Origin of the sequence: Noviherbaspirillum sp. (assembly GCF_035654295.1) — a bacterium.
Lineage (GTDB): Bacteria > Pseudomonadota > Gammaproteobacteria > Burkholderiales > Burkholderiaceae_D > Noviherbaspirillum.
On sequence record NZ_DASRXF010000006.1, the window covers coordinates 1 to 24365 of the forward strand.

A 24365-nucleotide genomic window follows, 5' to 3' on the forward strand; every position below is an offset into this window, starting at 1 on the left:
ATCCCAGGACACCGGCGTGAATTCGCCGTTCTTGTCGTACTTGCCGTTCGTCATGCGCAGCAGCGGCTTGGTGAGGCGGTCCTTGCCGTACATGATCTTCGACAGGAAGTAGCCCTTCACGCAGTTCAGGCCGCGGTTGACCTCTGCGTTGATGTCGCCGTGGGTGGCCACCACGCGGCCGTCCTTGACGCCCACGTTCACGCCGCAGCCCACGCCGCAGAAGCGGCAGGCCGCCTTGCTCCACTGGAGTTGCGTCTTCGAGGAGTCGGTGACGACGTTCGATGCAATGGACTGGATCGGAATGCCGACCGAGCTGGCCGCGGTGACGGCGGCAGATTGTTTGATGAAGTCGCGCCGTGTGAGCTTCATTGTGAGACCTCCTGGTCAAGGGCGGAAACCGGTTCCGTGTGTTGATATACGAGTACGACGTCGAGCACGCCCGGCAGGGCGCGCATGGCGTCCATGGTGTCGAGGGTGCGTTTTGTTCCTTCAGTCTCGAGCGTCACGATCAGCTTTCCGTGGGGGTCCTCCGCGTGGATCTCCGCGTAGGGGACCTCGGCGATGCATGACTTGATCGACTCGAGCTGAGCGGGCTGCGTGTAGACCACGACCCCGGCAATATGAATTTCCTGTTCCATCATCGCGTGCTCAATGGGTCGGCAAGGAGCCTGTCAGAAGCTGGATCATCCAGACCGCAAAGCCATATCCGCCGACCACCATCACCGAAAGAATCGGCGCAGCGACAACGGTCAGGCCGAGGAAGGCGCGCAGCTCTTCCTTTCTGCTTGCTTGTGCTTCCTGTTTCATGTTTTCTCCATTTGGTGCGGGCGAGCGAGGCCACACGCACCGGTCGTCACTGGTTCGTGCTGCGGAGTTCGCAAGCGGGAAATTAGGGATGACTAGGTAAAACGGCGTTTGGTCTTCTTAGTCATTGCTCTGACATGCACTTAAGCAAGCGCCGTTCCAGCTCGTTAAAAACAGGCAATTGGCTGGGTTGAGAGGGGTTTTGTCTTGACGGCCTGTGATTTCACGTGTGCTCGCGTATCGAATGGACAAGCTTTGACACCGGCAGCCAGACTGGCGGCCGGTGCGCAGGAATCTCATAAGCAGGAACGTTTCCCGGCAATGGGAAGAAGCCGATGAAGACGCCGATGAAGTACGCGGCGGCTTAGTGCTTGTGCTGGTGATGGATATCGGGGAAATGCGGGTGGCTATGGGTGATCGGTTCGTGGCGGTGCGGGTGGGTATGCGGCTCCTTGCCGTCCCAGGGAAAATCGTGCTGGTGCTGATGATGCTCGTCATGCGAGTGCGGGTGCGAGTGATGCATCACCTCATGCGTGTGTTCGTGGACGTGCCGCTCCGTCAAATGCAGCCAGATCCCCGCTCCCATCAGCGCGGCGGCAGCCCAGAACATGGTCCCCGGCGATTCGGCCAGCATGACCAGGGAAACGGCGGCGCCGACGAATGGCGCGACAGAGAAATAAGCGCCGGTTCTCGCCGTGCCGAGGTTGCGCAAGGCCAGCACGAAGAGAACCAGGCTGAGCCCGTAGCCGCAAAAGCCGATGAGCCCTGCCCCGGCTGCGGTGATCATGCCCGGCATCGGCAAGCCTAGCCCTGTGGCAATTGTCAGATTCGCCATTCCGGCGACCAGGCCTTTGATTCCGGCGATCTGCACCGCATCGCTGGCCGACACCTTGCGGGTCAGGTTGTTATCGATGGCCCAGCACAGGCAGGCGCCGACAATGGCAAGCGCGCCCCATGGCACGCCGAGTTCCGGGCGCTGCTCCCATGACAGGAGCAAGCCGCCGGCAACAATGAGCACCATGCCCAGGAAGATGCGCCGGTCGAAGTTTTCCTTGAACACGAACCACGCCAGCAGGGACGTCAGCACGCCTTCCATATTTAGCAACAAGGATGCGGACGACGCCGGCGTCAACGCCAGGCCTGACATGAGCAGCACGGGCCCGGCAATTCCGCCGAAAAGTATCGCCCCGGCCAGCCAGGGAGCGTCGCGGGCGGCAAGCCGCGTGCTTGCCTCGTGCGCATTGCCGGAGGCGATTGCCCTGAATGCGTACCACGCAAGCAGGCCGATGCCGCTGCCCAGGTAAAGCAGGCCGGCAAGGGTTACCGGCGCAACCTCGCCCAGCAGCGTTTTGGAAAATGGCGTGCTGGCGCCAAAGGTCACGGCCGCCAGCAATGCATAGACGACGCCTGCATGCATTCCTTGCCTCATTAAAAAAGCGCCCTGTTTACTTGCAAATTTTAGTACAGGGGCGTATCAGCGCCGGCAAGCAGGCGTGACTTGTCGTATGATCCTCGGCTTTTCTCGCTGTCTGCCGCCTTCGTTGCGGAGCTATCGTGTTTACAACTCTTGTCTCAACCTCCCCGGCCCGGGCCGGAAATGCCGGCGGCATCCTTGCCATTCTTCTCTGGAGCGCGACGGTCGGCCTCTTTCGGAGCATTGGTGAAGCGCTCGGTCCGGTTGGCGGACCGGCTTTGATCTTCACCGTCAGCGGCATCCTGGTCGTCGTGTTCGCCGGCATCCCCGACCTCCGGACCATGGACCGGCGCTACCTGCTGTTCAGCGGCCTGCTCTTCGTTGCCTACGAGATCAGCCTCGCGCTTTCCATCGGCTATGCGCACAATCGCGGCCAGGCGATGGAAGTCGGCATGATCAACTACCTGTGGCCCAGCCTGACCATGCTGTTCGCGGTACTGCTGCGCCAGCAATCCGCCTCCATCCTTCTGCTGGCGCCCGGCATCACGCTTGCCTTCCTGGGCATCGTCTGGGTCATGAAAGGCAACGATGCATTTTCCCTGGCCCGGCTCGCAAGCAATTTCGCGGACAATCCGCTTGCCTACGGGCTGGCGTTCCTGGCCGCCTTTCTGTGGGCGGCGTACTCCGTCGTCGCGCGCCGGTACGGCAAAGGCAAGAGCGCGGTCGGCCCCTTCCTGCTGGCCACGGCCGGCCTGCTCTGGGTGCGCTACTTCCAAGGCGAGCAGCCGCCGATGCACTTCAGCATGGCGACAGCGGTCGAGGTCATGGTACTGGGGACCTTCACCGCAACCGCCTACAGCGCCTGGAACTTCGGCATCCAGCGCGGCAACATCGGGTTGCTGGCCGCCCTTTCCTACTTCACCCCCGTCCTGTCCAGTTGCCTGGCGAGCGTCTGGCTCGGTGTCACGCCGCCGTGGACCTTCTGGGCAGGGGTGGCGATGGTGACAACGGGCTCGCTGATGTCGTGGGGGGCGACCCGGCTGCCGGGGCGCCGGTAATGCGCCATGCCGGCGGTCACTTCACGACCAGGCGTGCGTTCATCGTCCGGTGGAGTGTGCACAGATAGGAAAAATCGCCGGGCTTCTTCGCGGTCATCTTCCAGCTGCGGCCCGGCTTGATTTCGCCCGAGTCGAAATCCCTGGTGCTGTCCGTGGTCGCCGTGTGCGGATAGGGATCCTTGTTGTGCCAGATCACCGTGTCGCCAGCATTGACTTCGAGGACCGCCGGCGAAAACTGCATGCCTTCGATGACCACGGTGTGCACCGCAGCCTTCGGCGCCGTCGCCGCGCCCACGCTTGAAAGGGCAAGGGCAAGGGCAAGGGCGAGGGCGAGCATCAATCCGCGCGTTCGCGGCAGGCCTGTCCCTGGCGGGAGCGCATGGTTCATGGTCCGTGCTCCTTACTTCAACGATGCCTGGATATGCTTGGCGTGCTCAAGATGGGCCACGAATGCGGGCCGCACCTTGACCAGTGTGTCCTTGAGCTCGGCGTTCCTGGCGTTGGGGATCAGGGTCTTGTCGAGTGCGTCGATCACCGTCTGGTGGTAGGTCACTTCATTATCGACATAGGCCTTGTCGAATTGGGCGCCGTTCAGGTCTTTCAATTTGGCGAGGGTCGCATCGCCGCTTTCCTTCAGGCTCTTGCTGGTATCGCTGTCCTCCGGCGTGATCTTGAGCTTCTTGACGAGCGCGGTTGCCTGCTTGTTGACGCCCGTGTGATCCGTCACCATCTGCTTGGCGAACGCCTTCACTTCCTTGTTCTGGGATTTTTTCTGCGCCAGCTTGCCGGCGTCGATATCCACCGTATTGGCGGCCACGACGATGCCGGCGATCTGCGCATCGTTGGGCGCGGCGGACTGCGAAAAGGCCGGCGTGGTGCCGAGTGCAAACAAGCCGGCAATCAGCGCGGCTGTCAATTTTTTCATGACGAGACTCCTTCAGTTTTGAGTGCTACACATCGCCGGAGCGGCGGATAAGGAAGCGGTCCCTGCGTTTCCGGTGCCGCGTAACACATTAGATGAAAGGAGTTGGCGCCGCGTTCCGGCGCCTCATGATGCGCTCGTCGCGATTTGCGACGAGGCAAGCTTCAGGGGGGAGTGCTGTGCCCCGTTTTGCGCAGCCGCAGGCAATCCCTAGTCAGCTGCTTCGCCGAGGAAGAATTCAACCGCCTGGTCTGCAAGCTGGTCGATCGAGAGGCCTTTCCCGCGCTTGTACCACTGGGCGGTGTAGTTCACGGCGCCGAACATGAGCAGACGCACGACCTTGCTGTCGGACTTGATCAGCCCGGCCTGTTTGAGGTCCGCAAGCACCTGCTGCCAGCGCGCATCGTACTTGTCCTTGAGGGTGATGATCCGGGCCTGCAGGTCGGGGCTGAGCGAGCGCCATTCGTAGAGCAGCACCGGGATGAAATCGTGTCCTTCCGCAAGCACGGTCTCGAGATGCGAGCGCACCAGGGCGCGAAATTTTTCGCGCGGCGGAAGATCGCTGCCGACGATGCGCTCGGTGTCGTTCAGTCCGGCCACCAGGCCCTCTTCCATGACGGCGGCAAGAATGTCCTGCTTGGTCTTGAAGTGATAGAACGGGCTGCCGGAGCGCATGCCCACGGCGCCGGCAATGTCGCGCACCGTGGTGCCCTCGAATCCTTTTTCGCGGAACAGCCGCGCGGAGACGCGGACGAGGTCGGCACGGCGGTTGCGGTCTTCTTCCGTGACCGTGACGAGGGGGCGCTTTCTCGGTGCGCGCTTGGCGGGAGCGGGGCTGGTCTTTTTTTGCATGAGGGTCACCTGGGGCCGCAAATTATAACGGGGAAGGCGTGCGCGGCGTACCTTTGTTTCCCTGGCCAATCGCGGAAAAGTCGCCGTGGCGTCCCGCGCCATCCGCGAAACGCTGCGCCCCGGCAAGCGACTCGGCGGCGATCACCGCTTGGCTGCGCGCAAACTCGGTGCGCAACGCCTCTCCCTCTGCCATGTTGCGGCATGCGAACACGTTGCTGCGGTCGGCCCGAAGGCAAGCCTGCGGATAGCGAGCGATATCCGCCGCCAGCGCCTCGGCCGCTTCCCGCGCCTGCCCATCCGGCACCACGCGGTTTGCGAGGCCGATGGCGAGAGCTTCGCGGGCGTCGACCGGACGGCCGGTGAGGATCAGGTCGAGTGCCCGGCTTTGGCCGATCAGCTGCGGCAAGCGAACCGTGCCGCCGTCGATGAGCGGAACGCCCCATCTCCTGCAAAATACGCCGAAGACCGCGCCTTCTTCCGCCACCCGCAAATCGCACCACAATGCCAGTTCAAGGCCGCCTGCCACCGCATAGCCGGATACCGCGGCAATCACCGGCTTGGACAGGCACATGCGGGTCGGCCCCATCGGGCCGTCTCCCTCCGGTTTCAGCCGGTTCCGGCGCTGCGGGTCCGCCATCGCCTTGAGGTCGGCGCCGGCGCAAAAATTCCCGCCGCTGCCATACAGCACGGCCACTGCGCTTTCAGGGTCCTTGTCGAATTCCCGGAACGCGTCGGCGAGCGCCTGAGCCGTTGTCCTGTCGACGGCGTTCCGGGACTCGGGGCGGTCGATGATGACGGTCGTGACGGCGCCCTTCTTTTCCACGCGCACGGCATTCATACGTGTTCCTCCGGATGGCGCAAAGGCAAGTCGTCCGGCACCTCGATGTTCATGCGCAGCAGGCCCGCTGCAAGGGACTTGCCGAGGTTATCGCTGCGTAACGAGCGCGCGGCGCCGCCGTCTAGCGCCTGGTGAAGAACGAATTTCAGTGCCAGCAGATTATCGAGCGCGAAACATTCGACCTTGCCGTGCGCGATGCCGGCGAAATGCGCCGCCACGCGTTCGGCGCTCACTTCGCGCTTCAGCACGGCGTAGGTTGTTTCGTCGTAAGCGAACAGGCTGAGGTCGGCCTTGTCGCCCTTGTCTCCCCCACGGGCGTGGGCAATGCGCACCAGTTGAACCTGCATCTATACCTCCATCACATCGACGGCAACGCGTTCTTCGATGAGCCCGCGCTCGGCCAGCGCCGGCCAGATTCCGAGGAGTTCGGATGCCGGCTGCATGGCGTAGCGGCCGCCCACGAACGGCGGGCCAGAGAGTGCGAGCCATGGGAACAGCCGCCCGAAGCCATCGGCCACCCGTTTGTCCTGCGCGCGGATCGCCATGCGCAGATAGATTTCATTCAGCGCGTCGCGCTGGGAAGGATCGGCGAGCCGGCCGAGGATCGAGTCGTAACCCAGGTACTCCACGCGCATTTCATCGTATTGCATGCCCTGCTCCTGCAAGAGGCCGGTGACGATCGCCGCCGTGCGCTCTGCCTTTTGATAGGCTTGCGGCCAGCTGTAGCCGAAGGTAGCCTGCCCCATCCAGCCATCTTGGTAGCCGCCGACGATTTTCAGTTCCGCCGGGCGCGGCCGCCCTGTTGCACCGCTGACCCTCACCCGGTCATCCCCGAGGTCATCAAGACGGATGGTTCCCATGTCGAGCACGACGTCGGGCGAATAGTAGCGGCGCGGGTCTTGTACCTCATACAGCAATTGCTGACGTACCGTGTCGAAAGAGATGCGCCCGCCGGTGCCCGGGGCCTTGGTGATGGTTGCCGTTCCGCTTTCATCGACTTCGGCGATCGGGTAGCCGATATGGCCGAGGTCGGGAATGTTTTTCCAGTCGAGACCGCCGAAATTTCCGCCGCTGCCTTGCCCCGAACACTCCAGCAGATGCCCGACAGCCAGGCCTTGCGCAAGCCTGTTCCACTCTTCAGGGGAGTGCGCCTCCAGTGTCCATCCGAATTCATGCACCAGTGGCGCGAGGAAAAGCGCCGCATCGGCGACCCGCCCGGCCAGCACGATGTCGGCGCCCTGCTCCAGCGCGCGCACCAGCGGCGCCGCGCCAAGGTAGGCATTGGCGAACACCATGCGTTCGCGCACGGCTTCGAGCGGCTGACCGGTGTCGAGGTGCGCGAGGGCTTGTCCGGCTTGCTGCAGGTCGTCGAGCCTGTCGAGCACGTCGTCGCCTGTGACGACGGCGATCTTCGCATGCCATCCTTTCTTCCGGAAAACCTCGGCCAGCGCATCGCGCGCACCGTGCGGATTCAGGCCGCCGGCATTGAGCAGGAAGCGAACGCCCTTGCCGCCGTTGGCCTTGCGCGACAAAGGCCAGAGTTGCGCCAGCATGGGCACGAGATCCTTCGTGTAACCCGATGCCGGATCGCGCGCGCGGTCCTTCTGCAGGATGGCCAGCGTCAGCTCGGCCAGGTGGTCGGAGGCGATGTATTGAACGTCGCCGCGCTCGATGCTTGCGGCGACAGGCCACCATGCGTCGCCGTAAAAGCCCAGGCCTGCGCCGATGCGTACGGTCTTCATTGGTCACCAAAACGGGGTTTGCGTTTCTCCAGGAAGGCCTGGATGCCTTCCGCGAAGTCCGGGCTTTCCGCAGCCTGGGCGAAGTGCTCGATCTCGTCGTCCAGTTGCTGCGCCAGCGAGGTTGTCTCGGACTGGAGAACGAGGCGCTTCATGCGCCGGTAGCTGCCTGCGGGGCCGTCCAGGAGGCGCCGGACCAGCGCGTCCGTGGCCTCGCGCAAGTCATGGTCAGGCACGACCTGGTTCACGAGACTGTTCGCCATCGCCGTATCGGCGTCGATATTGTCGGAAAGGATCATCCACTCCAGCGCCTTGCGCGGGCCGACGATGCGCGGCAGGAACCAGGAATTGCCGGCGTCGGGGCTGGCCGCGATGCGGGCGTAGGCGAGGTTGAAGGTGGTGCTGCGGGCCGCGACCACGTAATCGGCGGCACAGACCAGCCCCAGGCTGCCGCCCGCAACCGCGCCGTGCACGGATGCGACTACGATTGCCGGCAGCTTGTGCAATCTCAAGATCGCCGGATTGAGTTCGCGTCCGATTTCGCGCAGGAGTGAGGGTGTATTTTCCGTGTCGCGTCCAAGCATGCGCAGGTCGCCGCCGACGCCGAATGCCGGTCCTTCCGCCCGCAGAAGGACGACGCGTACGTCACCGCTCGCCGCAATCCGCTCGGTCACCTGATTGAGCTCGGCGATCTCGATCCTGCCCATTGCGTTGAGGGTTGCCGGGTTGTCGAATACCACGGTCGCCAATCCGCCGTCGATGGTCAGATGTGTGCTCATCTGTCTGCCCTGGAGTTAGAGGTCAGAATGAATCCTAGTCCTGCAAATCATAAAAAGCAATTGCTTGGTTGCTTAACAAAATCAATCTTGCTACACTGCCTTCAAATCATCGCTGCCGCCTTGCCGGCGGCGGGACAAATAATATCCACGTCGCACACTGCGCGGAGGAGACATGCAGGTACTGCAGATCGCGTTGAGCGGGATCGCACAGGGTTGTATTTACGGCCTGATCGCGCTCGGTTTCGTCCTGATCTACAAGGCAACGGAAACCGTCAACTTCGCCCAGGGCGAACTGATGATGGTGGGTGCCTTCATCGGCCTCTCGGGCGCAACCGTGCTCGGCCTGCCCTTCTGGGTCTCGATTGCCGCGACCATGCTCGCGATGTTCCTGTTCGGCATGGTTCTCGAGCGCAGCCTGCTGCGCCCGCTGCTCGGCCAGCCGGCCTTCACCGTCGCCATGGTCACGATCGGATTCGCTTACCTCGCGCGCGGCCTCGTGACCATGATTCCCGCTTGGGGCACGGAAACCCATACCCTCCCCGTTCCCTACAAGGATGAACTCCTGCGCTTCGGCACGCCGGACGCCACGGGCCAGCAGCTCGTGGTGAGCATGGAGCACATCGCCATCATTGTCGCGACTGCCGGGCTGTGCGCGATCCTGTACCTGTTCTTCCGCTTTACCCGCCTGGGCATTGCGATGCAGGCCGCCTCCCAGAACCAGCTTGCCGCGTTCTACATGGGCATCCCGGTGCGCCGGCTGAATGCGCTCGTGTGGGGCATCAGCGCCGGCATGGCCGCCTGCGCCGGCATCCTGCTCGCACCGATCACCTTTATCCACGCGAACATGGGCTTCATCGGCATGAAGGCTTTCCCGGCCGCCGTCGTCGGCGGCTTCGGCAGCATTCCCGGCGCCATCGCGGGCGGACTGGTCATCGGCCTGGTGGAATCGTTTTCGGGGTTTTATCTGCCGGAAGGTTTCAAGGACGTGGCGGCCTACGTCGTCGTCCTGCTGATGCTCGCCATCAAGCCGAACGGATTGTTCGGGGACAAACTGCGCAAGCGAGTATAAGGGGGCGCCGCAACGATGCGTTTCATATTCAAGACAGACTACGACCAGGATATCCGCCTGATCAAACATCGCGGCGCCGCCTTCTGGTATGCGGTGCTCGGCATCCTGCTGCTGGCCGCACCCGCGCTGTTGTCGGAATACTTCCTCTCGCAGCTGGTCTTCATCCTGATTTATTCGATCGTCGGCCTGGGCCTGATGCTGCTGGCCGGCTTCACGGGCCAGGTATCCATCGGCCATGCCGCCTTCCTCGCGGTCGGCGCCTACACCGAGGCTTACCTGCAGAGCAAGGGGTGGCCGTTCGCGGCTTCGCTTGCGGCGGCAGCCATCCTGTCGGCGGCGACAGGCGTTCTCGTCGGGCTGCCGGCGCTGCGCACCAAGGGCATGTATCTTGCCATCGCGACGCTCGCCTTCGGCTTCATCATCGAGGAGGTCGTGGTGCGTGCCGAGGGCATCACGGGCGGCAACTCGGGCAAGCAGGTGGGCCGGATCGAGGTCGCCGGCGTACTGATCGACAGCGAAGCACGCTTCTACTACCTGACACTGATCTTGACCGTCGGCGTGACCCTGCTGGTGCTGAACCTGATGCGCAGCCCGACCGGGCGGGCCTTCGTGGCCGTGCGCGACTCCGAAATTTCGGCGCAGAGCATGGGCATCCATCTCGCCCGCTACAAGACCATCGCCTTTGCGCTCAGCGCCGCCATCGCCGGTATCGGGGGCGCGATCTATGCGCACAAGCTGCGCTTCCTCTCACCCGAGCAATTCACTTTCCTGCAATCGATCGAGCTGCTGATGATGGTCGTGATCGGCGGACTCGGCTTCGTGCACGGCGCATTCTTCGGCGCGGCGTTCTGGGTGGTCACGCAGCAGCTGATCGTGCTGGCCAAGGATTACCTCCCCGAGTCCATCGCCCAGCAGTCGGGACTGCAGCCCACCGTGTTCGGCGTGATCCTGATCGCCTTCGTGCTGTTCGAGCCGATGGGCCTGTACGGCCGCTGGCTCAAGGTGCGCACCTACCTGGAGCTGTTCCCCTTCTACCGGCGCGGCATGTTCAAGAGGCAGAAATCGTATATGAAATCGGAGCGGCTGAAATGACGGCGCCCCTGCTGCAGGCGGACAAGCTCACCGTGCGCTTCGGCGGGCTGACGGCGGTCAACAACGTCAGCTTTTCGGTGCAGGAAGGCGAGATCTTCACCCTGATCGGCCCCAACGGCGCCGGCAAGACGACCACCTTCAATCTCATCAGCGGGCTGTACCGGCCGACCAGCGGCAGTATCGTCTTTCGCGGCGAAACCATCTCCGCGATGCCCCCGCATCGCATCGCCGGCAAAGGCATCGCCCGCACTTTCCAGAACATCGAGCTGTTCGAACATGCGACGGTGCTGCAGAACCTGCTGATCGGGCGGCATACCCAGCGCAGCACCTCCTTGTGGCAGGAACTCCTGTTCACGCCGGCCACGCGCCGCGCCGAACTCGCCTTCCGCGCAGAGGTGGAAAAGGTGGTCGATTTCCTGGACCTGCAGCATTACCGCGACAGCCTGGTCGCCGCCCTGCCCTACGGCGTGCGCAAGGTCGTCGAGCTGGGGCGCGCCCTGTGCATGCAGCCCAAACTGTTGCTGCTGGACGAACCCTCCTCCGGGCTCAACGCAGAGGAAACCGACGACATGGCATTCTGGATCGAAGACATCCGGACCGACCTTGGCATCACGGTCATCATGGTCGAGCACGACATGTCGCTCGTCAACCGTGTCTCGGACCGGGTGCTGGCGCTGAACTACGGCGAAGTCCTGGCGACCGGAAAATCCTCCGAGGTGCAGTCCGACCCGGCAGTCATCGAAGCCTACCTCGGCGGGGTGGCGGCATGAGCGACACCATCCTCCAGCTCAACAATATCGAGAGCAGCTACGGGCCGGTGAAGGCCATTCGCGGCGTGAGCCTGGGTGTCAAGCGCGGAAGCATTTCGGCGGTCCTCGGGTCCAACGGCGCGGGCAAGTCCACCATCCTGAAGACCATCTCCGGCATCATCGATCCGCAGAAGGGCTCGATTGCCTTCGAAGGCGAGCCCATCCAGAAAAAGGACCCGGCGGAGATCGTGCGGCGCGGCATCGTGCACGTTCCCGAAGGGCGCGAAGTGTTTCCCCTGCTCTCGGTCCACGACAACCTGCTGATGGGCAGCTATACCCGTAGCGACCGCGACGCCGTTGCCCGGGACATGGAAGCCGTGTTTGCCTACTTTCCCATCCTCAGGGAACGGGCGCGGCAGGAAGCCAGCCTGCTGTCCGGCGGGCAGCAGCAGATGCTGGCCATCGCGCGCGGTTTGATGGCCCAGCCCAAGCTGATGCTGCTGGATGAACCGAGCCTCGGCCTTTCGCCCAAGCTGACGAGGGAAATCTTCGAAATCATCCGCCGCATCAATGGCGAGCGCGGCACCACCATTCTCATCGTCGAGCAGAATGCGCAGGTGGCATTGCATTACGCAGACTACGGCTACGTCCTCGAACTGGGACGCGTCGTCATGGAAGACCATTGTGCGGTGCTGCGCGAGAAGGATGACATCAAGGAGTTCTACCTCGGCGTCAAGGATGCCGGAGTGCGTGGACAGCGCCGCTGGAAGCGCAAGAAAAACTGGCGTTAGGACTGTACACATGCGACACGACACCGCATCGACCGCACTGCTCGTCCCCGGGGAAACGATTCCGGAAATGTTCTGGAACGCCGTGCAGAAACGGCCCCGGCATGTCTGCCTGCGGCAGAAGGAATTCGGCATCTGGCAGAGCATGACCTGCGAGGCCTTGGCACAGGTCGTCCGCGAGATCGGGCAAGGCTTGATCTCGCTCGGCTTCTCGGTCGGCGAACGCGCCTCCATCCTCGCCAATACCACGCGCGAGTGGCTTTACGCGGACCTCGCCATCCTGTGCGCGGGCGGCGTTTCCAATGGCATCTATCCGACCGACGCCGCGGCGCAGGTGGAATACCTGATGCAGGATTCCGGCTCCGTCTTCCTGTTCGTCGAGGACGAAGAGCAGCTCGACAAGGCACTGGAAGTGCGCGACAAGCTGCCGCACCTGCGCAAGATCATCGTGTTCGACATGGAAGGCTTGCGTGACCTGCGTGACGACGATGTGATCAGCCTCGACACCTTGCGCGCGCTGGGGCGGGCGTACGAAACGATGAACAGCGCGCACGCAGGGCAATGGCTGGAGCGCATCCATTCACGCAAGGCGTCCGACCTCGCGATCCTCATCTATACATCCGGCACGACCGGCAAGCCCAAGGGGGCGATGCTTTCGCACCGCAACGTCATGACTTCGGTGCGCGGGTTCGGATCAGTGATTCCGCAGGACGAGAAGGACGAGCGCATGTGCTTCCTGCCGCTCTGCCACGTCGCCGAGCGCCTGGCCGGCGCCTATTACTCCCTCTACACCGGCTCCTGCCTGAACTTCGTCGAGAACCCGGAAACGATTCCGGAAAACGTGCGGGAAATCGCGCCGACCGTGTTCCTCGCGGTGCCGCGCATCTGGGAAAAATTCTATTCCGGCGTCATGATCGCGCTGTCCGAGGCGACGCGCTTCGAGCAGTTCGCCTACCGCGTCGCGATCGGGATCGGGCAAAAGGCTGCGGCCTGCATGGAGAGCGGCAAGCCTGTGCCCGCCGGGCTTGCGCTCCGCTTCCGGCTGGCGCGGCTGCTGGTGCTCGACAACGTGCGCAAGATGATCGGCATCCACCGCTGCCGGCATATCACCACGGGCGCGGCGCCGATTTCCCCGGAACTTGTCCGCTGGTACCTCGCGCTCGGCATACCGATGATCGAGGTCTGGGGGATGACGGAATCGGCCGGGGGCGGCACGGCAAATCCCGTCTCGCGCATCAAGCCCGGCATGATCGGTATTCCCGCGCCATTCAACGAGGTGCGTGTCGACCCGACGACCAGCGAAATTCTGGTGCGCGGCGACAACGTCTTCATGGGCTACCTGAACCAGCCCGAAAAGACGGCGGAAACCATCGATGCGGACGGCTGGCTGCGCACGGGCGACGTGGGCTCGGTCGACGCCGACGGCTACCTGAAGATCACCGACCGCATGAAGGACATCATCATTACCGCCGGCGGCAAGAACATCACGCCGTCGGAGCTGGAGAACGAACTCAAGTTCTCGCCCTACATCACCGACGCCGTGGTCATCGGCGACAAGCGGCCCTACCTCGTCTGCCTGATCATGATCGACCAGGACAACGTGGAGAAATACGCGCAGGACCACGACATCCCCTTCTCCAACTACGCCAGCCTGTGCCGTGCGCCGGACATCCAGGCGCTGATTGCCGGGGAACTGCAGAAGGTCAACCAGAAATTCGCGCGCGTCGAGCAGATCAAGAAGTTCCGTCTGATCGAGCAGAAGCTGACCGCCGAGGACGAAGAGCTGACGCCGACGATGAAACTCAAGCGCAACTTCGTCAACAAGAAGTACGCCGAGCTGATTGAAAGCATGTACCGGGAAAATTGACGCAACATCCGTCACCTTGAAAGGAGGCATCATGAAAACAACAAGCCGTATCCTTGCACCGTTTGCCGCAGCAGGCCTGCTCTGCGCGGGTCCCGCTGCACTCGCCCAGACACAGGGTGTGACGAAGAATGAAATCGTCGTCGGCACCATCCAGGACTTGTCGGGCCCGATTGCCGGCTTCGGCAAGCAGGCCCGCAACGGCATCCAGATGCGGATCGAGGAAATCAACGAAGCCGGCGGCATCCACGGCCGCAAGCTGCGCCTGGTGGTCGAGGACAGCGGCTACGATCCGAAGAAGGGGCTGCTCGCGACGCAGAAGATGGTGCAGCAGGACAAGATATTCGCCATGCTCGGCACCATCGGCACCGGCGTTGTGATGGCCTCGCTGCCCACGCTGATGGAAAAGAACGTGCCCAACCTGTTCCCGCTGACGGCGGCGCGCGAAGTGTACGAACCGGTGCACAAGCTCAAGTTTGCATTTGCCGCGCCCTACCACGAGCAGGCGCACAGCGCGGTGAAGTTCATGCAGAAAGAGCGCGGCGCGAAGAAGTTTTGCGTCATCTACCAGGATGACGACTTCGGCCTTGAAGTGCTGCGCGGCGCCGAAGCCGGCCTGAAGGAAATCGGCATGAGCTTTGCCGAGAAGACCAGCTACAAGCGCGGCGCCACCGATTTTTCCTCCCAGGTGGCCAAGATGCGGGGCGCGGGCTGCGATACGGTCGTCATGGGCACCGTGATCCGTGAAACGATCGGCACCATCGCCGAAGCGCGCAAGACCGGCTGGAGCCCCAACTTCATCGGCACCAGTGCCTCGTACACGGAGCTGATCCACAAGCTGGGCGGGAAGGCGATGGATGGGTTCTATTCCGCCTATCAGGTCGGCGTGCCCTACCTCGATGATGCATCGAAGAACCTGCGCGACTGGGGCGGCAAGTACAAAGCCAAGTTCAACGACGACCCGAGCGTGTTTTCCGCATACGGCTATTCGATGGTGAATCTGTTTGCTGCCGCGGCCGAGAAGGCAGGGCCGAACCTGACGGTGGACAGCTTCATCGATGCCCTCGAAAAGACGACCTACAGCCGCGACATTTTCGGCAGCCCGGAATACAAGTTCAGCAAGACGAACCACCTGGGCAATTCCAAGTCGCGCATCGGACAGATCCAGGGTGGGAAGTGGATTGCGGTGACTGATTACCTCGATTATTGACGAGTAGCCAACCGTCATTTGCGGCCCGCCTTGTGCGGGCTGTTTTTTTGGGGAGCGGGTATATATGCTCGAAGGCGCGCAGGTGGGCCGGTCAATCACAAGAATTCACGCGTCATTCCCGCCTCCGCGGGAATGACGGGGAAAGGGAGTTTGAGACGTTGATCGGAAGGTGCCCGCAGATAAATTTCGTCTCTGCTAGTAATCCAGCTGCCGCGCCGCCAGATCCTTCATCACTTCCTCCGCCCCGCCCCCAATCATGTTGACTTTCACGTCGCGATAAATGCGCTCCACGCGCGTGCCGCGCATGTAGCCCATCCCGCCCAGCGTCTGCACCGCCGCGTCCGCACAGAACTGCGTGGTCTGCGTCGCATGGTTCTTCAGCATGCACAGCATGGCGACCAGCTCCGGCCCCTGCTGCCCCCGATCGCCGAGCCGCCACGCGACATCTTCGAGGAAGGCGCGCGTGGACTGGATGCGCATGCCCATGTCCACCAGCTTATGGCGAACCACCTGGTGGTCGACCAGGCGCTGCCCGAAGGTGTGGCGGTCGCGTGCCCAGGAAAGCGCATCCTCGTAGCACACTTTGGCGAAACCGTAGGCGCTGGAAGCAAGCGTGAAGCGCTCGAGATTGAAATTCCGCATGATCAGCTGGAAGCCCTTACCCTCTTCCCCGATCAGGTTGGAGGCCGGGACGCGGCAGCCGTCGAAGCGCAGGTGCGCGGTGTCCGATGCCCACCAGCCCATTTTCTGCAAGGGAGTGCGGCTGAATCCGGGCGTGTCGCGCTCGACCAGGATCAGGGACAGTCCGCCGGCGCCGCGCACCTCGGGGTTGGTGCGCACCGCCACTGTAAAGTAATCGGCACGGATGCCCGAGGTGATGAAGATCTTTTCGCCGTCGATGAGGTAATCGTCGCCGTCGCGCCGGGCAATCGTCTTGAGTGCGGCAACGTCGGAACCGCCACCGGGTTCGGTGATGGCGAGCGCGGAGATGCGCCTGCCGGCGATGATATCGGGCAGCACCCGTTCCTTGAGGGCGGCACTCCCTGCATGCATGATGGGCGGCGCGCCGATGCTGTGCGACATGAGCGAGGCGGCTACTCCGCCGCTGCCCGCGCGCGCCAGTTCTTCCGATGCGATCAGGTGGTGGAATGCGTCCACGTCCGGCGTGCCGCCATACTCGGCTGGAAAGCCCAGTCCGAGCAGGCCGAGCGCACCGGCTTTTTCGTAGAGCGTGCGCGGGAAGCTCTCCGCTTCCTCCCATTCGTTGGCGTAGGGAGCGATTTCCTGCTCGGTGAAGCGGCGTACCGCCTGCCGGAAGTCCTCGTGGCCCGGGGTGTAATAGACGGGATTCGGCCGTGACATCATGATGCGATCTCGGCCAGGATTTTCCCCGGCGCCACCTGCTCGCCGCCGGCGACGTGCAATACCTTGATCACGCCGTCGCAAGGCGCGGCGACACTGTGCTCCATCTTCATTGCCTCCAGTACCAGGATAGGCTGGCCGGCGCTGACTTTCTCGCCCGGGCGCACATGCATGACGGTCACCTTTCCGTTCATCGGCGCGCGCAGGAGACCGTCGGAACTATCGTTGCGCCCGAATTTCGCCGGCCGCCAGCCCGCGTCTTCCGCAACATGATTGCGGCCGGCATGGCGGAAATGGATCTTGCCGTCCTGCAGCGCATGGGCGACCGGGACGGAGGCACCGTCGATGTTCAGCTGCAGCAGACCCGGCGCGTGCGCGGCGATCGCAACCGATGCCTGGAACCCCTCGCCGCGCAGCAGCCATGCGTTCGGCCCGTTCGCCTGCGCTTCGCAGCGGTGCCGCGTCCCGTCGAGTTCGAGATCGATGCCGGCCGGCATGGCCCCCGTGCTGTTCCAGCCCGCAAGTTGCGCCGGGAATCGCCGTTCGGCGGATGCCTGACGGCTGGCGAGCACCAATGCGGCCGCTGCCACGGTGGCCGTCGAATCGCTGCGGGACTGACGCTTTTCCAACGGAAAGCAGGCATCGATGAAGCCGGTCGTGGCACGACCCTCGGCGAAGTCGGGATGGGCCAGGCAATCGGCAAGGAAATCCTGGTTGGTGGGCAGGCCGAGCAGGACGCATTCGCCCAATTGCTGCAGCAGCCTTTGCCGCGCCTCTTCGCGGTTCGTACCGTGCGCGATGAGCTTGGCGACCATGGAATCGTAATACGCCGGCACCACCGCGCCGTCGCGCAAGGCGTGGTCGACACGCTGCTGGCTTGGTGCGCACCAGAGGGCGATTTTTCCCGCCTGCGGAAGAAAGTCCCGGGCCGGATCTTCCGCGCACAGGCGCACTTCGATCGCGTGCCCGCCCGTCGCCAGCCGGGCGTCGATCTCGGCCTGCGTCAGTGGCAACAGCTCGCCCGCGGCGACGCGCAACTGCCATTCGACGAGGTCGAGGCCGGTAATCGCTTCCGTGACGGGATGTTCGACCTGGAGCCGGGTATTCATTTCCATGAACCAGAAGCCGCCGGTGGCATCCAGCAGAAATTCCACCGTGCCGGCGCCGGCGTAGCCGCATGCACGCGCCGCTTCCACCGCGGCCGCGCCAAGCCGCGCGCGCAAGGGCGGCGTGACGGCCGGCGACGGCGACTCTTCGATGATCTTCTGGTGGCGGCGCTGCACCGAGCAGTCGCGCTCGCCAAGGTGGATGACATTGCCCTGCGTATCCGCAAAGACCTGCACCTCGACGTGGCGCGGCGAGATCAGCGCGCGCTCCAGGATCAGCTCTCCGCTGCCAAACGCCTGCAGTGCCTCGGAACGGGCACGCGCGAGTTGGGACGGCAAGTCCTTTTCTTCCATGACGAGCCGCATCCCGCGCCCGCCACCGCCCGCCGCCGCCTTGATCATCAGCGGCAAGCCGATGCGCCGGGCTTCCCGCAGCAATGCCTCTTCGGACTGCTCCGTTCCCTGGTATCCGGGCAGCAGCGGCACACCGCGCTCCAGCAGCAAGCGTTTTGCACCCGCCTTGTTGCCCATCGCGCGCATCGCCGAAGGCGGCGGGCCGACCCATGTGAGGCCGGCATCGAGCACCGCCTGCGCAAAGTCGGCATTCTCGGCAAGAAAACCATAGCCCGGGTGCACCGCGTCGGCGCCGAGGCGGCGCGCGGCATCCAGGATCGCCGCTGTGTTCAGATACGATTCGCGTGCCGGGCCGGCGCCGATGCACATGGCGCTGTCGGCGAATTCCGCATGGACGCCACTGCGGTCGGGCTCGGAGTAGACCGCGGCAGTGCGCAAGCCCATACGGCGCGCGGAGCGCATGATGCGGACGGCGATTTCGCCACGGTTTGCGATGAGGAGTGTGTGCATAGTAGTTACGCCGGTTGTTCAACCCAGGCCGGGCTGCGTTTTTCGCCGAATGCGCGTACACCCTCGGCCGCTTCACCGCCTCGCAGGGCGTGCGCAAACTCTCCCGCTGCAAAGTCGAGCGTTTGATCGAGATCCACGGCGCGCGCAACAATCGCCTTCGTGGAGCGCAGGGCGCCGGGTGCGCAGCGCAGCACCGCACGCAGTGTCTTGCCCAGCGCTTCGGCAAGGGCGTCCGGCCCCTCGTGGATCTCATCGACCAGCCCCGCCGCGCGCGCCTCCTGCGCGCCGATACGGGAAGCCGTCAGGGCGAGGCGGCGGGTTGCGGCCTGTCCGATCCGCAGGGCGACGAAGGGCGCGATCTGCGCGGGCGGAAGGCCGAGGCTGGTCTCCGGCATCGCGAACTGCGCCGATGTCTCGGCCAGACAGATATCGCTGATCGCGGCAAGGCCGAAACCCCCGCCCATTGCAGCGCCCTCCACCACGGCAACGACTACCTGCGGCAGTGCATGCCAGGCTTGCAGCATCCGGCCGAATTCACGGTTGGCGGTTGCAATCGGATCGACGGCTCCTTCCCGCGGCATGCGCATGAGCCGTTGGAAATCCGCCAGGTTGCCGCCTGCGCAAAAGTTGCCGCCGGCGCCACGCAATACGACGCATCGCAGGTGCGCATCCGCGGCACATTCCGCTGCCACCGCCTGCAGTTCGGCCACCATTTCCGCCGACAGCGCATTGCGGGACTGCGGCTGGTTCAGCGTCACGTGGAGTGCGGCCCCCGCGCGCCGGAGTTCGAGCGTGGCTGCCATCGTGTTCACCTTGCCTGTTTGCCGGGGTGGATGCCCATGGTCTTGGCGATGATGCCGAGCATGACCTCGTCCGCGCCGCCTCCGATGGAGCCGAGCCTGCCGTCGCGGAAGGTGCGCGACACCAGGTTTTCCCAGGTGTAGCCCATGCCGCCCCAGAATTGCAGGCACGCGTCCGGCACGATCCGGAGCAGGCGCCCTGCCTTGAGCTTGGCCATCGATGCCAGCTCGGTGACGTCCTGCCCGCCGACGTAGAGTTCGCAGGCGCGGTAGGTCAAGGCGCGCAGCGACTCGACTTCGGTCTTGAGTTCGGCCAGCCGGAAGTAGACGTACTGGTTGTCCAGCAGGCGTCCGCCGAACATCTGGCGTTCGCGAGCCCATTCCACGGTCCAGTCTATGCAATTGGTCAGGCTCTGCAGCGCGTTGGCCGCGCACCAGAGGCGTTCTTCCTGGAACTGCATCATCTGGTAGGTGAAGCCCATGCCCTCTTCGCCGATCGCATGATGCTGCGGGACGCGGACATCATCGAAGTAGATCAGGCCGGTATCGGAGGAATTCATGCCGATCTTGCGAATCTTTTTGGCGATGCTCACGCCCTTGGTTTTCATCGGCACGATAATGAGCGTCTTGTTCCGGTGCGGCGCGCCTTCGGAGGTATTGGCCAGCAGGCAGATCCAGTCCGCCTGCAGGCTGTTGGTGATCCACATCTTGCTGCCGTTGATCACGTAATCGCCGCCATCCTTGCGCGCGGTCGTCCTGATTGCCGCGACATCGGAACCGCCCGATGCCTCCGATACGCCGATGCAGCCGACCGTCTCGCCGGCGATGGCAGGAGCGAGGAATTCGCGGCGCAGCGCGTCCGAACCGAAGCGCGCCAGCGCGGGGGTGCACATGTCGGTCTGCACGCCGATGGCCATCGGGATGCCGCCGCAGTGGATATGGCCCAGCGCCTCGGCCATCACGACCGAGTAGGAATAGTCGAGGCCGAGTCCGCCGTACTCCGCCGGCTTGCACAGGCCGAGGAAGCCCAGTTCGCCCATTTTTCTGAATACCTGGTGCGCCGGGAAAATGCCGGCCTCTTCCCATTCGTCGACATGCGGATTGATCTCGGTATCAATGAAACGCTTGAGGCTGCGCTGCAGCTCCTGGTGCTCCTGGGTGAATTGCATGATGTCTCCTCTTATCGTTAAGGTCTTGCAACGCTGAACTGCACGGGGCGAACCTGCCGGCGGTTCGCCTCCTCGCACACGGACAGGCACATCCCCACCACCTTGCGCGTATCGCGCGGATCGATCACGCCGTCGTCCAGCAGCAGCGCGGAGGTGTAGAACGCGCTGGTCTGCCGCTCGAAGGTGGCAATGATCTGTTGCTTGAGCCCGGCGATCATCCCGGCGTCCACCGGCTGGCCTTTGCGCGCGGCGCCGGCTTCCATCACCATCGCCATCGTGTCCGCCGCCTGCTCCGCGCCCATCACCGCTGTGCGCGCATTCGGCCAGCTGAAGGCGAAATCGGGCTCGTAACCGCGGCCGCACATGCCGTAGTTCCCCGCGCCGAAACTGGCGGCGCACATGACGGTAATGCGCGGCACATTCGCGCTCGATACCGCCTGGATCATCTTCGAGCCATGCTTGATCATCCCGGCCTGCTCGGATTCCCTGCCGACGATGAAACCGGTGGTGTTCTGCAGGAACAGCAAGGGCGTGCCGGACTGGCAGCAGGCTTGCATGAAGTGGGTTGCCTTGGTCGCGCCGGCGGGATCGATGGGGCCGTTGTTGGTCACGATGCCGACCCGCTGGCCGTACACCGACGCATGGCCGGTCACGGTGGCCGGGCCGTAGCCGGCCTTGAATTCGAGGAAGTCGGAGCCGTCGGCGATGCGCGCGATGACTTCCCGCATGTCCACCGGTTTCTTCGGGTCGGCGGGCATGATGCCGAGCAGTTCCTCGGCGTCGTAGCGCGGTTCCTCGAACGGTGGCGGTGCGTAGGGCAACTGCCTGTTCCAGTCGAGGGCGGCGACGATGTCGCGGGCAATACGCAATGCATCCGCATCATCCTCGGCCACGTATTCCGCCAGGCCGGATGTGGTGGCGTGCATGTCCGCGCCGCCAAGCTCTTCCTCGGTCGCGATCTCCCCGGTAGCCGCTTTCAGGAGCGGCGGGCCGGCGAGGAAGGCACGCGCGCGGCCGCGCACCATGACGACATAGTCCGACAGGCCCGGCATGTACGCGCCGCCGGCCGTGGACGAGCCATGCACGACGGTCACGACCGGCAGGCCTGCGGCAGACAGGCGGGCGAGGTTGTAGAACACGCTTCCGCCGTGGATGAAATGTTCGACCCGGTATTCGAGCAGGTTTGCGCCGGCGCTCTCGACGAGATGAATGAAGGGCAGTTTCTTGTCCAGCGCGATGGATTGCGCGCGCAGCATCTTGTCGAGGCCGGCCATCTTCAGCGCCCCGGCGTTGATGCCGGCATCGGAGGCGACGATCATCGCGCGCACGCCGCGCACATAGCCGATTCCGGCGATCACGCCGCCGCCGGGTATGCTTTTTTCCGGATCGGGCGAGTCCAGCATATAGCCGGCCAGCGTGGACAGTTCAAGGAAAGGTGCGCCGGTGTCCAGCAGCCGGGCCACCCGTGCGCGCGGCAGCATCTGCCCGCGCTTGTCGAACAAGGCTTTCGATGCCGCCGAGGCATCGCGGGTGCGCTGCTCAAGGGCGCGCAGGCGCTCGATCTGTTGCAACAGTGCCGCCCGGTTCTGCGCAAACTGCTCGCTGCCCGTGGCAATTCTGGATTCGATGACGGCCATGGGAGGTTTACCCTTCGTCGGATTGAAGAACCTTGGGTGGTCGGGCGAGCGGGAATCCCTGGAAGGGCCGCACAGCGGGCCGATCCATTCCCTCTTTGGATTGCATCTGCGGCCAGCCCGCGCGCATCTGCGGCCTGCCGCCATCGACGCGCAGCACCGTGCCGGTGATGAACGACGCCGCCTCGGACAGCAGGAAGACGATGGCCGCGGAAATCTCCGCCTCGGTCGCCATCCGCTTCAGCGGCACGCCGTCGGCGGCGCTGCGCAGCAAGGGCGCCATGGCCGGCGGGTAGGCATCCATGCCGCTCGAAGCGACGTAACCCGGCGCGACCGCGTTCACGCGCACGCCGTACGGCGCCCATTCCATCGCGGCGGTTTCGGTGAAGCTCACCATGCCTGCGCGTGCGGCGCCGGAATGCCCCATGCCCGGCATGCTTCCCCAGTTGTCGGCCGTGATATTGACGATGGCGCCGCCCTTGTCCTGCATCCATTGCTGGAGGCATTCGCGCGCCATCAGGAAGCCGCCGGTGAGGTTGGTGCGGACGACCGCCTCCCAACCCTTCAAGGAGATGTCGCGCAGCGCGGCGGGAAACTGCCCGCCCGCGTTGTTCAGGAGGGCGTCGATACGGCCATGCGCGGCGAGGACTTCAGCCACGGTTTGCCGGACCGCTTCCTCTTCCCGGATATCGCAAGGATGGGCGGTGGCGATACCGCCGGCGTCCGCAATTTCCGCGCACACGGATTCCAGCTTGCTTGCGTTGCGGCCGATCAGCGCAACACGCGCGCCGAGCGCGGCGAGTTCATGCGCGGTGCATCTGCCAATACCCGAGCCTCCCCCGGTCACGACGGCGACCTGTCCGGCGAACAGGCCCGGCCGGAATACCGATCGATACTTCATTGCTTCTCCTTGGAAATAATGCAATCGCTCACGGCCGCCGCAGCCTCGTTCGAGCCATTCTACTAACCAAGCAATTGCTTTGTAAAGTGCTCCGATTTATGATTCGACAAACCCCGACAAAACCCATTACACAGGAGACCGCTGTGACCGAAGCCTATATCTACGATGCCATCCGCACCCCGCGCGGCAAGGGAAAAAAAGACGGCAGCCTGCATGCCGTAAAGCCCGTCAGCCTGCTGACCGGGCTGATGCGGGAACTGGAAACCGCCCATCGCCTCGACACCTCGCAGGTCGATGACGTCGTTCTCGGCTGCGTGACCCCGGTCGCCGACCAGGGCGCGTGCATTGCAAAGACCGCGGCGCTGGCAGCCGGCTGGGACTGGAAGGCATCGGGATTCCAGCTCAACCGCTTTTGCGCATCCGGTCTGGAAGCGGTCAACCTGGCGGCGCAGAAAGTGCGGTCCGGCTGGGAAGAACTGGTGGTGGCGGGCGGCGTGGAGTCGATGTCGCGCGTACCGATGGGATCGGACGGCGGCGCTTGGGCAGCCGACCCCGAAACGAGTTTCGGCACGGACTTTGTGCCGCAGGGCATCGGCGCGGACCTGATCGCTACCCTGGAAGGCTTCTCCCGCGAAGATGTCGATGCCTTCGCCTTGCGCTCGCAGCAAAAGGCGGCAGCGGCGCGCGCCGCCGGCCGCTTCAAATCAATCCGTCCGGTACGCGATGCGAACGGCATCGTCGTGCTGGCCGAGGATGAATTCATCAAGCCGAATACCACGATGGAGACGCTCGCCTCCTTGAAGCCCTCCTTTGAAATGCCGGGGAAGATGGGCTTCGATGCCGCCGCCATCCGCAAATACCCGCAGGTCGAGCGCATTCGCCACGTGCACACCGCCGGCAATTCGTCCGGCATCGTCGATGGCGCGGCGCTCGCGCTGATCGGCAGCGCAGCCGCGGGCAAGCGCCTGGGCCTTACGCCGCGCGCCCGCATCGTGTGCGCCGCCGTCACCGGAAGCGACCCGACCATCATGCTCACCGGCCCCGCTCCCGCCACGCGCAAGGCGCTGGCCAAAGCCGGGCTTTCCATCGGCGACATCGACCTGTTCGAAGTGAACGAAGCCTTCGCCTCGGTCGTCATGCGCTTCATGAAAGACCTTGGCGTTCCGGAAGAAAAGATCAACGTCAACGGCGGTGCGATCGCCCTTGGACATCCCCTGGGCGCGACCGGCTGCATGATTCTCGGCAACCTGATCGACGAACTGGAAGCGCGCAATCTGCGCCGCGGCCTCGCCACCTTGTGCGTGGGCGGCGGCATGGGCATCGCCACCATCATCGAGCGCGTATAAGTGGA

Annotated in this window: 25 protein-coding genes; 8 read left to right on the forward strand and 17 right to left on the reverse strand. The window is 64.0% G+C overall.

Going from position 1 to position 24365, the window contains the following annotated elements:
* From VFF99_RS00235 to VFF99_RS00250, 4 genes are all read right to left on the reverse strand, one after another.
* Positions 1-369, reverse strand: a 369-nt coding sequence (locus VFF99_RS00235) for a twin-arginine translocation signal domain-containing protein (protein WP_325013900.1), incomplete at its 3' end; no start/stop codon positions are given.
* Complete coding sequence (locus VFF99_RS00240) at positions 366-641, reverse strand: chaperone NapD (protein ID WP_325013902.1); 276 nt, start codon at positions 639-641, stop codon at positions 366-368. The genes VFF99_RS00240 and VFF99_RS00235, both read right to left, overlap by 4 nt.
* Before the next feature lie 7 nt (positions 642-648).
* Positions 649-807: a periplasmic nitrate reductase, NapE protein gene (locus VFF99_RS00245; RefSeq protein ID WP_325013904.1), complete on the reverse strand. Its 159-nt coding sequence runs from the start codon at positions 805-807 to the stop codon at positions 649-651.
* Positions 808-1168: 361 nt separating this feature from the next.
* Positions 1169-2221, reverse strand: coding sequence for a DMT family transporter (locus VFF99_RS00250; RefSeq protein WP_325013906.1), 1053 nt, complete (start codon positions 2219-2221; stop codon positions 1169-1171).
* 137 nt (positions 2222-2358) lie between these two features.
* On the opposite strand from VFF99_RS00250, the gene yddG reads away from it, so the two are divergent.
* Positions 2359-3276 (forward strand): aromatic amino acid DMT transporter YddG, encoded by a 918-nt coding sequence (gene yddG / locus VFF99_RS00255; protein WP_325013908.1) that lies wholly within the window; start codon positions 2359-2361, stop codon positions 3274-3276.
* Between the two features lie 16 nt (positions 3277-3292).
* On the opposite strand, the gene VFF99_RS00260 is transcribed toward yddG, so the two are convergent.
* The 7 genes from VFF99_RS00260 to VFF99_RS00290 form a co-directional block, all read right to left on the reverse strand.
* Positions 3293-3664 carry a cupredoxin domain-containing protein gene (locus tag VFF99_RS00260; RefSeq protein ID WP_325013910.1) on the reverse strand — a complete coding sequence of 124 codons (372 nt, stop codon included), beginning with the start codon at positions 3662-3664 and terminating at the stop codon, positions 3293-3295.
* A 12-nt stretch (positions 3665-3676) separates the two neighbouring features.
* Entirely contained in the window at positions 3677-4201 is a 525-nt protein-coding gene (locus VFF99_RS00265) for a DUF4142 domain-containing protein (RefSeq protein WP_325013912.1), read from the reverse strand.
* 207 nt (positions 4202-4408) lie between these two features.
* Positions 4409-5050, reverse strand: a complete 642-nt coding sequence (locus VFF99_RS00270) for a TetR/AcrR family transcriptional regulator (RefSeq protein ID WP_325013914.1) — start codon at positions 5048-5050, stop codon at positions 4409-4411.
* 22 nt (positions 5051-5072) lie between these two features.
* Positions 5073-5888 (reverse strand): crotonase/enoyl-CoA hydratase family protein, encoded by an 816-nt coding sequence (locus VFF99_RS00275; protein ID WP_325013916.1) that lies wholly within the window; start codon positions 5886-5888, stop codon positions 5073-5075.
* On the reverse strand, positions 5885-6235 hold the full coding sequence (locus tag VFF99_RS00280; RefSeq protein ID WP_325013918.1) for an AtuA-related protein: 351 nt from the start codon (positions 6233-6235) through the stop codon (positions 5885-5887). Before VFF99_RS00280 ends, VFF99_RS00275 begins: the two co-directional genes overlap by 4 nt.
* Positions 6236-7630, reverse strand: coding sequence for an acyclic terpene utilization AtuA family protein (locus VFF99_RS00285; protein WP_325013920.1), 1395 nt, complete (start codon positions 7628-7630; stop codon positions 6236-6238).
* On the reverse strand, positions 7627-8406 hold the full coding sequence (locus VFF99_RS00290; protein ID WP_325013922.1) for an enoyl-CoA hydratase/isomerase family protein: 780 nt from the start codon (positions 8404-8406) through the stop codon (positions 7627-7629). Before VFF99_RS00290 ends, VFF99_RS00285 begins: the two co-directional genes overlap by 4 nt.
* Positions 8407-8578: 172 nt before the next feature.
* On the opposite strand from VFF99_RS00290, the gene VFF99_RS00295 reads away from it, so the two are divergent.
* Genes VFF99_RS00295 through VFF99_RS00320 form a run of 6 tightly spaced genes read left to right on the forward strand, consistent with a single transcriptional unit; the run spans position 8579 to position 15178 of the window.
* On the forward strand, positions 8579-9475 hold the full coding sequence (locus VFF99_RS00295; RefSeq protein ID WP_325013924.1) for a branched-chain amino acid ABC transporter permease: 897 nt from the start codon (positions 8579-8581) through the stop codon (positions 9473-9475).
* A gap of 15 nt (positions 9476-9490) precedes the next feature.
* On the forward strand, positions 9491-10567 hold the full coding sequence (locus VFF99_RS00300) for a branched-chain amino acid ABC transporter permease (protein ID WP_325013926.1): 1077 nt from the start codon (positions 9491-9493) through the stop codon (positions 10565-10567).
* Entirely contained in the window at positions 10564-11337 is a 774-nt protein-coding gene (locus VFF99_RS00305; protein ID WP_325013928.1) for an ABC transporter ATP-binding protein, read from the forward strand. The genes VFF99_RS00300 and VFF99_RS00305 overlap by 4 nt, the downstream gene beginning before the upstream one ends.
* Positions 11334-12107 carry an ABC transporter ATP-binding protein gene (locus VFF99_RS00310; RefSeq protein WP_325013930.1) on the forward strand — a complete coding sequence of 258 codons (774 nt, stop codon included), beginning with the start codon at positions 11334-11336 and terminating at the stop codon, positions 12105-12107. The genes VFF99_RS00305 and VFF99_RS00310 overlap by 4 nt, the downstream gene beginning before the upstream one ends.
* Positions 12108-12117: 10 nt before the next feature.
* Positions 12118-13971, forward strand: coding sequence for a long-chain fatty acid--CoA ligase (locus tag VFF99_RS00315; protein WP_325013932.1), 1854 nt, complete (start codon positions 12118-12120; stop codon positions 13969-13971).
* Between the two features lie 31 nt (positions 13972-14002).
* On the forward strand, positions 14003-15178 hold the full coding sequence (locus VFF99_RS00320) for an ABC transporter substrate-binding protein (RefSeq protein ID WP_325013934.1): 1176 nt from the start codon (positions 14003-14005) through the stop codon (positions 15176-15178).
* Between the two features lie 195 nt (positions 15179-15373).
* Here the strand turns inward: VFF99_RS00320 and VFF99_RS00325 are convergent, their stop codons facing one another.
* The 6 genes from VFF99_RS00325 to VFF99_RS00350 are packed head-to-tail and all read right to left on the reverse strand — an operon-like array spanning position 15374 to position 23014.
* Positions 15374-16543 carry an acyl-CoA dehydrogenase family protein gene (locus VFF99_RS00325; RefSeq protein WP_414691484.1) on the reverse strand — a complete coding sequence of 390 codons (1170 nt, stop codon included), beginning with the start codon at positions 16541-16543 and terminating at the stop codon, positions 15374-15376.
* Positions 16540-18510, reverse strand: coding sequence for a biotin carboxylase N-terminal domain-containing protein (locus VFF99_RS00330; protein ID WP_325013936.1), 1971 nt, complete (start codon positions 18508-18510; stop codon positions 16540-16542). Before VFF99_RS00330 ends, VFF99_RS00325 begins: the two co-directional genes overlap by 4 nt.
* Before the next feature lie 5 nt (positions 18511-18515).
* Complete coding sequence (locus VFF99_RS00335; protein ID WP_325013938.1) at positions 18516-19313, reverse strand: enoyl-CoA hydratase/isomerase family protein; 798 nt, start codon at positions 19311-19313, stop codon at positions 18516-18518.
* Positions 19314-19318: 5 nt separating this feature from the next.
* Positions 19319-20479, reverse strand: coding sequence for an acyl-CoA dehydrogenase family protein (locus tag VFF99_RS00340; RefSeq protein WP_325013940.1), 1161 nt, complete (start codon positions 20477-20479; stop codon positions 19319-19321).
* Positions 20480-20496: 17 nt separating this feature from the next.
* Positions 20497-22116, reverse strand: a complete 1620-nt coding sequence (locus VFF99_RS00345) for an acyl-CoA carboxylase subunit beta (protein ID WP_325013942.1) — start codon at positions 22114-22116, stop codon at positions 20497-20499.
* Between the two features lie 7 nt (positions 22117-22123).
* Positions 22124-23014: an SDR family oxidoreductase gene (locus VFF99_RS00350; RefSeq protein ID WP_325013944.1), complete on the reverse strand. Its 891-nt coding sequence runs from the start codon at positions 23012-23014 to the stop codon at positions 22124-22126.
* 143 nt (positions 23015-23157) lie between these two features.
* Here VFF99_RS00350 and VFF99_RS00355 point away from each other — a divergent pair, with 143 nt between their 5' ends.
* A complete protein-coding gene (locus VFF99_RS00355; protein ID WP_325013945.1) occupies positions 23158-24360 on the forward strand; it encodes an acetyl-CoA C-acetyltransferase in 1203 nt (400 codons plus the stop codon).
* Positions 24361-24365 lie beyond the last annotated feature (5 nt).

Coding starts and splice junctions, on each gene's coding strand:
- VFF99_RS00240 (WP_325013902.1), bottom strand. CDS start 641: ATGATGGAACAGGAAATTCATATTGCCGGGGTCGTGGTCTACACGCAG.
- VFF99_RS00245 (WP_325013904.1), bottom strand. CDS start 807: ATGAAACAGGAAGCACAAGCAAGCAGAAAGGAAGAGCTGCGCGCCTTC.
- VFF99_RS00250 (WP_325013906.1), bottom strand. CDS start 2,221: ATGCATGCAGGCGTCGTCTATGCATTGCTGGCGGCCGTGACCTTTGGC.
- VFF99_RS00260 (WP_325013910.1), bottom strand. CDS start 3,664: ATGAACCATGCGCTCCCGCCAGGGACAGGCCTGCCGCGAACGCGCGGA.
- VFF99_RS00265 (WP_325013912.1), bottom strand. CDS start 4,201: ATGAAAAAATTGACAGCCGCGCTGATTGCCGGCTTGTTTGCACTCGGC.
- VFF99_RS00270 (WP_325013914.1), bottom strand. CDS start 5,050: ATGCAAAAAAAGACCAGCCCCGCTCCCGCCAAGCGCGCACCGAGAAAG.
- VFF99_RS00275 (WP_325013916.1), bottom strand. CDS start 5,888: ATGAATGCCGTGCGCGTGGAAAAGAAGGGCGCCGTCACGACCGTCATC.
- VFF99_RS00280 (WP_325013918.1), bottom strand. CDS start 6,235: ATGCAGGTTCAACTGGTGCGCATTGCCCACGCCCGTGGGGGAGACAAG.
- VFF99_RS00285 (WP_325013920.1), bottom strand. CDS start 7,630: ATGAAGACCGTACGCATCGGCGCAGGCCTGGGCTTTTACGGCGACGCA.
- VFF99_RS00290 (WP_325013922.1), bottom strand. CDS start 8,406: ATGAGCACACATCTGACCATCGACGGCGGATTGGCGACCGTGGTATTC.
- VFF99_RS00295 (WP_325013924.1), top strand. CDS start 8,579: ATGCAGGTACTGCAGATCGCGTTGAGCGGGATCGCACAGGGTTGTATT.
- VFF99_RS00300 (WP_325013926.1), top strand. CDS start 9,491: ATGCGTTTCATATTCAAGACAGACTACGACCAGGATATCCGCCTGATC.
- VFF99_RS00305 (WP_325013928.1), top strand. CDS start 10,564: ATGACGGCGCCCCTGCTGCAGGCGGACAAGCTCACCGTGCGCTTCGGC.
- VFF99_RS00310 (WP_325013930.1), top strand. CDS start 11,334: ATGAGCGACACCATCCTCCAGCTCAACAATATCGAGAGCAGCTACGGG.
- VFF99_RS00315 (WP_325013932.1), top strand. CDS start 12,118: ATGCGACACGACACCGCATCGACCGCACTGCTCGTCCCCGGGGAAACG.
- VFF99_RS00320 (WP_325013934.1), top strand. CDS start 14,003: ATGAAAACAACAAGCCGTATCCTTGCACCGTTTGCCGCAGCAGGCCTG.
- VFF99_RS00325 (WP_414691484.1), bottom strand. CDS start 16,543: ATGATGTCACGGCCGAATCCCGTCTATTACACCCCGGGCCACGAGGAC.
- VFF99_RS00330 (WP_325013936.1), bottom strand. CDS start 18,510: ATGCACACACTCCTCATCGCAAACCGTGGCGAAATCGCCGTCCGCATC.
- VFF99_RS00335 (WP_325013938.1), bottom strand. CDS start 19,313: ATGGCAGCCACGCTCGAACTCCGGCGCGCGGGGGCCGCACTCCACGTG.
- VFF99_RS00340 (WP_325013940.1), bottom strand. CDS start 20,479: ATGCAATTCACCCAGGAGCACCAGGAGCTGCAGCGCAGCCTCAAGCGT.
- VFF99_RS00345 (WP_325013942.1), bottom strand. CDS start 22,116: ATGGCCGTCATCGAATCCAGAATTGCCACGGGCAGCGAGCAGTTTGCG.
- VFF99_RS00350 (WP_325013944.1), bottom strand. CDS start 23,014: ATGAAGTATCGATCGGTATTCCGGCCGGGCCTGTTCGCCGGACAGGTC.